We start from the raw sequence: 7867 nt of genomic DNA, 5'->3' as shown, positions 1-7867 counted from the left end.
GTACTACAGGAGGAAAAAACCTATACCAGTTGACCAAAGCCAATGACAATTAGAGACTAACATGTGGTGTTCAAAAAACAAGTATATTTAGTAAAAGATGTGTAACTTATAAACATATAATACGAGGGAGGAAGTTCAATGATCAAGAATAGTTTAAATTCTAAGGTAAGAGCACATAATTTGCAGCTAATGGTAGAAAAACAATTGGACATTTTAGTAATTGGCGGCGGGATCACTGGAGCTGGAATTGCTTTAGATGCTCAGACACGTGGTTTACAGACGGGTTTAGTTGAAATGCGGGATTTTGCTTCTGGCACATCCAGCCGTTCAACCAAATTAGTTCATGGTGGTTTGCGTTACTTGAAGCAGTTAGCCTTTCATGAGGTAGCTGAGGTCGGTTCGGAACGGGCCATCGTTTATGAAAATGCCCCGCATGTTACTACTCCAGTCTGGATGATGCTGCCATTTTATCAAGGTGGAACTTTAGGAAAGTTTACCACGGCGGCAGCCCTGGATGTTTACGACCGCTTAGCACAGGTCAAAAAAAGCGAGCGGAAGTTTATGCTCGATAAGAAGTCATCTTTGGCGCGTGAACCATATTTAAAAGCTGAGGGTTTGAAGGGCACCGGTGTTTACGTTGAGTATCGGACAGATGATGCTCGCTTAGTGATCGAAGTTGTTAAACGAGCACACCAGGAAGGCTCCTTAGTAGCCAATTATGCCAAAGTTACTGACTTGATTTATAATAGTCGGGGACAAGTTTGCGGGGCTAAAGTGCTGGATCAATTGACCCACCAAAAATTAACGATTTATGCTAAACGGGTGATCAATGCAGCTGGTCCTTGGGTCGACACAATCCGACAAATGGACGGTTCAAACCAGGGTAAGCACCTACATTTGACTAAGGGAGTGCATTTAGTTGTTGATAATGCAAAATTTCCTGTTAAAAATGCAATTTTCTTTGATACGCCTTTTCACGATAAACGGATGATGTTTGTGATTCCACGCGAAGGTAAAACTTATTTTGGAACGACCGATACGACTTGGAACGAGGATCCGGCCGAACCGACTGTCACGACCAAAGATGTTCATTACATTTTAGAAGCGGTCAATAAAATGTTTGCTATCGAGCCGTTGACCTTTGCGGACGTCGAATCTGCTTGGTCAGGTGTGCGACCGCTGATTCAAGAAGAAGGCAAAAATCCTTCAGAAATCTCTCGGAAAGATGAGATTTTCCATGCAGAGTCTGGCCTTTACTCAATCGCCGGAGGAAAGCTGACGGGATACCGCAAAATGGCTGAAAAAATTGTTGATCAAGTTGCTCAGGATATTGCGCAAAATTTTGGCGATTACCAATATGTTAAGACGCAAACCGTCCAGTTGCCGTTGTCGGGAGCAGCTGAAACGGGGAGTCAAGGATTCCAAGAGTTTTTAGAACCGGCCATTAAACGCGGGATGGCAGTGGGCTTAAGTGAAATAGCTGCAACTAAGCTCGTCCATCGGTATGGTCGAAATGTTGATCAAGTTTACACTTACTTAGGTCAGGGCCTAGCAGACTCAAACTTGGCGCCGGTTGATTATGCGCAGTTGTATTATGGCTTAGAAGAAGAAATGGTGATCCATCCAATTGATTATTTATTAAGACGCAGCAGCCAGTTATTATTTGATTTTAAACATGTACTTGAAGTTAAAGATCAAATTGTTTCAGAAATGGCTAAATATTACGATTGGTCCGCGGAAACTAAAGCAGCAATGATAGCGGAAGTCAATCAGCAAATTGCTTTACGTCAGGCATTTAAAACTGCCGTCAAATCTTACGTCAGCTAATTGCTAAAAGCATTTAAGTGGAACTTAACCGTAGATTGCGTTATCTTGATTTAAGAAAGAAACTTTGATATGAGGAGTGGTAGTAATGCAAATCTCCATGCACGGCGAATCACTGACAACTAACGGGCAGCCTGCGGTCGTTGGTGAACAGTTTCCTGAATTTACTTTAAAAACTAGTAATAATCAATCGCTTAGTTCGGCTGATCTTTCCGGTAAATTTACTTTGATCAGTGTGGTTCCGGATATTGATACTCGCGTCTGCAGCTTGTCAACTAAGAAGTTCAATCAAAATGTTGATCAATTTCCTGGCATTAATTTCTTAACGATTTCAACCAATACACCAGAACAACAGCAAAATTGGTGTGCGGCTGCTGATGTTACCAAAATCAAATTAGTTTCGGATGAGGGACATCAATTAGGTGAAAAACTCGGAATATATGTTGCAGCTAAAGGAATCGACTCGCGCAGCATTTGGATTTTGGATAAAAATGGTCAGATCGTTTATCGTGAATTGATCATTGAACAGACTAATGAGCCGGCTTACAGTCAAGCGTTAGCAAAATTAACTGCCTTAACTAAATAGTTGCAATACCACAAAAAAGCAATGGGTCTTAGTCGACTCATTGCTTTTTTGTAGGTTAATTTATTTTAAACTTTATTTAGTATTCTTTTCCGTAAAAAATAATTTTTCATCTTTGCCGCGGTTACATTCAGCTTGGATCGTTACATGTGAAATCTGATATTTATTTTTTAAAATAGTTTCAACTTGATCATAAATTTTTTCTGTTTGACTGAGCGATATATCTTTTAAATTTAAATGCAGCGAAACAACAGTTTGATTTTCATCAATTTGCCAAGCGTGAAAATGATGAACCCCAGTAACTTCGGGTAAACTTAGCAGATCAGCTTTGATTTTGTCGTAATCTAAAATCGGTGATCCTTCCATTAAAATTTTCAGCGTCTGGCGAATAATCGGCCAAGATTCATAAGCGATATAAATTGAAACAATTACTGTCATCAATGGGTCGATCCGGTAGAGTCTGAAGAAAAAAATCAAGATCGCACTAATGATCACACCAATTGAAGCTAAAGCATCGCTTAAAAGGTGCAGATAAGTTGCCCGAATATTTAAATTATGTTTAGCATCACGATTTAACAATAAAGTTGCTAAAGAATTTGCCAGGAAACTGATCAATGCTACCCAAAACATAATTCCCCCAGCCACAACTTGTGGATGAAAAAATCGTCGAATCGCTTCAATTAGTAAAAAAAGTGAAACACCGATCAATAAGGCTGAGTTTAACAGAGCTGTCAAGATTTCAATTCGCCGATAACCATAAGTGTTAGAGCTATTAGGCAAACGTTGTCCAATTCGATGAGCCACGTAACTAAGAATAACAGATAAAGCATCACCAAAGTTATGAAAGGCATCTGACAATAAGGCTAAACTGCCTGACAGGATTCCGCCAACAAATTCAAAAACAGTAATTAAAGCATTCAATAAAGTCACGGCTAGGAATCGTCCATTAGTTTTTTTGTCCTCCATAAATCAGTCTCCTTTTTAATGCTATGAACATATGCTCATATTTTAATTAAATCATAGTCGCTTAATTTAAAAAATGCAAGCAGATTAAGTTAAAATAACATGAAATTCAGTGTAAAATAAGCTAGAATTGAAAAATGGACGAAATACTTGGTAGGAGGACCAAAAAGTGAGTGAAGAAATCTCGACAGCAAAATTGTTAGTTAAATGTTTAGAAAACGAAAATGTCCGTTACGTCTTCGGTATTCCTGGAGAAGAAAATATTAATCTGATTGATGAATTAAATCAATCAAAGAAGATCCATTTTGTTTTAACTCGTCATGAGCAGGGAGCATCCTTTATGGCGAGTACTTACGGACGCCTAACGGGGATCCCAGGAGTTTGTTTAGCTACTCTTGGGCCGGGAGCCATTAATTTGATGCTTGGTGTTGCTGATGCGCAAACGAATTCAACGCCGCTGGTTGCGATCAGTGCTCAAGGCGGGCTAAGTCGATTGCATAAGGAATCGCATCAGGTGATTGATTTAGTTAGTATGTTTAAGCCAATCACCCAATATGCAGATATGGTCTTGACCCCTAAAGCCGTTCCAGAAATGGTGCGGAAAGCTTTTTCAACAGCGAAACGTGATCGACCAGGTGCTTCGTATTTAGCTTTACCGCAAGATATTGAAAGCCGCTCAGTTTCAGCAGACTTACAGCCGTTAGCAATCGATCCGATTTCATTTACGCAGCCAACTAGCAGCGATATTGAAAAAGCTGTTGAATTGATTGCAGCTGCTGAGCACCCAATTATTTTAGCAGGAGATGGTGTTTTGTGGAAACATGCTGAGCAAGAAGTCCGAGAGTTGAGTGAGCTGTTAGAGATCCCAGTAGTAACGACCTTTATGAGTAAGGGAGTTATTTCTGATCGGCACAAAAACGCCTTAGGAGTCGTCGGCTTCATGCGCAAGGATTATGAGAATTTTGCGATTGATCAGGCCGATTTGATTATTTCTATTGGTTTTTCAATTCAACAGTTTGATCCGCAAAAGATCAATCCTAACCGTGATAAAAAAATTATTCATATCAACATGTTTCGTCAAGACGTGGATAGTCATTATCCAGTGACGTTAAATATCATTGCCAATATTCGAGCTAGTTTACAGGCTTTGCTGCAAGCACTTAAATTGCAAGACATTCATTTTTCACATCAAACTTCCGAGATCCGGCGGTTGATTCAAGAAGAGCTTGTCAGCGGGGCACAAAGTCAACAGGTACCGCTTAAGCCCCAAACGATCGTTTATGAAACACGCCAGGCATTGCCTGACGATGCAGTTGTCTTAGTTGATACTGGTGCAGTCAAAATGTGGATGGCACGGCTATATCAGACGTATTTGTCGAATACTTGTCTGATTGATAATGGCTTGTCAACCATGTCTTGGACTCTGCCGGGTGCAATTGGGGCAAAGCTAGCTCGACCGGATAAAACTGTGGTCGCGGTAATGGGGGATGGCAGTTTTTTGATGAATTCACAGGAAATTGAAACGGCTGTCAGAGAGAATCTGCATTTGATTATTGTAATCTGGGAAGACCATTCTTATGGTTTGATCAAATGGAAAATGGATCTGGAGATTCAACACCACAACGGAGTCGATTTTACTAACCCCGACTTTGTTAAATACGCTGAAAGTTTCGGAGCAATCGGCCGCCAAGTTACACAGGATGGACAGTTTGCGGCGTATATGCAAGAAGCAGTAGCAGCTAAGGAGGGTGTTTATGTCATTGCCGTCCCAGTTGATTATCGAGAAAATATGAAATTGATTGCTAAACTTGGAAATACCACGATGCGGATCTAGTTATTTAGAAAAATTAGTTGACAGCTGAGGATTCTTAATTTATCATTTCTTTAATTAATAAATGATTATGAAAAGAAGAGTAAGCTGGACACTGAAGCTAAGCGAGCGTTGTTGGTGTAAGAACGTCTTTATTTCAGCTGAAGATGAACTTGAATTCTTTAAACAGTGCAAGCTGTTTAAACGGGTGGCCCGTTAACGCCGAGCAGTTAATGAGGTCATGTTGTTTTGCAACAATGATAAATCCGGGTGGTACCACGAAAAATTCGTCCCAATTTTGGGGCGAATTTTTTTTTAAAATTTAGAGGGGTGATTTTTTGACTAAACAGGATAATTCTTTAAAACGGAAAATGGAGTCTCGACATTTGTTAATGATTTCATTAGGTGGTGTGATTGGAACTGGTTTATTTTTAAGTTCAGGATATACAATTCATCAGGCTGGACCACTAGGAACAATTATTGCTTATTTTATTGGTGCTGTAATTGTCTATACTGTAATGCTCTGCCTTGGGGAATTAGCTGTGGCAATGCCGCAGACGGGTTCATTTCATGTCTATGCTGAAAAATTTATTGGACCAGGAACTGGTTTTACTGTTGCAATTTTATATTGGTTTACTTGGACAATTGCTTTGGGATCAGAGTTTACAGCTGCCGGATTAATTATGAGAAATTGGTTTCCTCACTCACCAACTTGGCTTTGGAGCTTATTATTTATGGTTATTATTTTTACTTCAAATGCCTTATCAGTTAGGTTTTTTGCTGAAGCTGAATTTTACTTTGCTAGCATCAAAGTTTTAGCAATTATTTTTTTTATTGTTGTTGGGAGTTTGGCGATTTTTGGAATTTTGCCAGTCAAAGGTTATCATCCAGAACCATTATTTCATAATTTATATCAAAATGGTTGGTTTCCTACCGGATTCAAGGGAGTTTTTACGACAATGTTGACAGTTAATTTTGCGTTTTCGGGGACTGAGCTGATTGGCGTAACTGCTGGCGAAGTTAAAGATCCGGTACATACAATTCCCAAAGCAATTCATACGACTTTATGGCGCTTGATTATTTTTTTCATTGGCAGTATTGCGGTTATGGCAACATTAATTCCATGGAAAAAAGCTGGCGTAGTTGAGAGCCCCTTTGTTTTAGTTTTTAAGAGTATAGGGCTACCATTTGCTGGTAACTTAATGAATTTTGTAATTTTGACTGCTATCTTATCAGCAGCTAACTCTGGTTTATATGCATCGACTCGGATGCTTTGGTCATTAGCAAATGAGGGAATGATTAGTCCAATTTTTGTTAAATTGACTAAAAACGGTGTTCCGTTGATTGCATTGATTGCTAGTATGTTAGGGGGAGTTTTTGCCTTGTTGTCAAGTGTCGTAGCTGCATCAACTGTTTATTTGGTTTTAGTTTCAATTTCAGGTTTAGCAGTTGTTTTTGTGTGGATGGCGATTGCTTTAGCAGAAATAAATTTTCGCAAGCAATGGCTTAAAGCAGGGAAAAAGGTGAAGGATCTAGCTTTTGTTACACCGCTTTACCCATTGGTACCAATAGTTGCATTTACTGCTAGTTTGCTTTCATGTGTCTTGATCGTATTTGATCCAACACAACGTCCAGCTTTATTTTATATGATTCCATTCGTAATAGGTTGCTATATTATTTACTACTTAAAGAGTAATTTTAATCATTTTAAAGCATATCTGAAAGGAGAAAGAAAATGAAATCACCATTTACACAATTATTAAAACAAAAGGGAATTTTAGTTTCAGATGGTGCAATGGCAACTGAATTAGAGAAGTTAGGTGTGGATACAGCAAACGATCTTTGGTCAGCCACCGCTTTGCTGACGGCACCTGGCAAGATAACACAGGTGCACCGTAGTTATTTTGCAGCAGGGGCAATGATTGCTACGACCAATACGTATCAAGCTAATTTTGCAGCTTTTAAGAAACGTGGTTTAAACCCGGAACAGTTTCAGCAACTGATCAAACAAGCAGTCGACTGCGCTCGTCAAGCTCAAAGTTCAGCGAAGGTTCCTAACGAAACGCTAGTAGCTGGAAGCGTTGGACCTTATGGAGCTTATTTAGCAGATGGCAGTGAGTATACTGGCGATTATCGGTTAACGAAGGCTGAATATCAAGCTTTTCATTATTTACGGATCAAAGCTTTGCTTGCTGCTCAAGTCGATGTGTTGGCATTTGAAACCCAACCTAATTTCACTGAAGTCCAAGCTTTGGTGGATCTCTTGGCCACCAAGTTTCCCCACATAACAGCTTGGGTCGCTTTTAGTATCAAAGATCCTCAGCATTTGTGTGATGGTACCCCGCTGGCGCAAGCAGCAACCTGGCTGAACGATCAGCCGCGGATCAAAGCGGTAGGTGTTAACTGTACTGATTTATTGCAAATTACACCAGCTTTGCAAACCTTGAAGAAAAGTTCAATCAAGCCTTTGATCGTCTATCCTAATAATGGTGATCAATATGATCCAATAACTAAAAAGTGGCAGTCAAAACATTTATCACCAAAATTTTCTAGTTTGGCCCCACAATGGGAAAAAAATGGTGCCCGCATCATTGGCGGCTGTTGTCGGACGACTCCAGGTGAGATAGCAGCTATTGCTCAAGCCGTAGCTAATAGCTAACTAGGTTTCACGTGAAACAGTTTAGTGA

The 7867-nt window shown here is 39.8% G+C and carries 6 protein-coding genes; 5 read left to right on the top strand and 1 reads right to left on the bottom strand.

Annotated elements, in window-relative coordinates; genetic code table 11:
- Window positions 1-138 precede the first annotated feature (138 nt).
- Together KH893_RS07860 and tpx are read left to right on the top strand one after the other, a co-directional pair.
- Window positions 139-1827, top strand: a complete 1689-nt coding sequence (locus KH893_RS07860) for a glycerol-3-phosphate dehydrogenase/oxidase (RefSeq protein ID WP_281165599.1) — start codon at window positions 139-141, stop codon at window positions 1825-1827.
- Between the two features lie 85 nt (window positions 1828-1912).
- On the top strand, window positions 1913-2410 hold the full coding sequence (gene tpx / locus KH893_RS07855) for a thiol peroxidase (protein ID WP_281165598.1): 498 nt from the start codon (window positions 1913-1915) through the stop codon (window positions 2408-2410).
- Between the two features lie 72 nt (window positions 2411-2482).
- Here tpx and KH893_RS07850 read toward each other — a convergent pair whose 3' ends face one another.
- Window positions 2483-3373 carry a cation diffusion facilitator family transporter gene (locus KH893_RS07850; protein WP_281165597.1) on the bottom strand — a complete coding sequence of 297 codons (891 nt, stop codon included), beginning with the start codon at window positions 3371-3373 and terminating at the stop codon, window positions 2483-2485.
- 166 nt (window positions 3374-3539) lie between these two features.
- Between KH893_RS07850 and KH893_RS07845 the strand changes: the two genes are divergently transcribed.
- The 3 genes from KH893_RS07845 (at window position 3540) to mmuM (ending at window position 7839) form a co-directional block, all read left to right on the top strand.
- Window positions 3540-5204, top strand: coding sequence for an acetolactate synthase large subunit (locus tag KH893_RS07845; RefSeq protein WP_281165596.1), 1665 nt, complete (start codon window positions 3540-3542; stop codon window positions 5202-5204).
- A 347-nt stretch (window positions 5205-5551) separates the two neighbouring features.
- Window positions 5552-6919: an amino acid permease gene (locus KH893_RS07840; protein WP_281165603.1), complete on the top strand. Its 1368-nt coding sequence runs from the start codon at window positions 5552-5554 to the stop codon at window positions 6917-6919.
- The gene (mmuM, locus tag KH893_RS07835; protein ID WP_281165595.1) at window positions 6916-7839 is read left to right on the top strand and encodes a homocysteine S-methyltransferase; all 924 of its coding nucleotides are present in this window, start codon (window positions 6916-6918) and stop codon (window positions 7837-7839) included. Before KH893_RS07840 ends, mmuM begins: the two co-directional genes overlap by 4 nt.
- Window positions 7840-7867: the final 28 nt, after the last annotated feature.

The organism is Liquorilactobacillus sicerae (assembly GCF_029916425.1).
Taxonomy (GTDB): Bacteria; Bacillota; Bacilli; order Lactobacillales; family Lactobacillaceae; genus Liquorilactobacillus; species Liquorilactobacillus sicerae.
The sequence above is the reverse complement of the archived record's forward strand: the minus strand, read 5'-3'. Positions and strand labels throughout refer to the sequence as shown.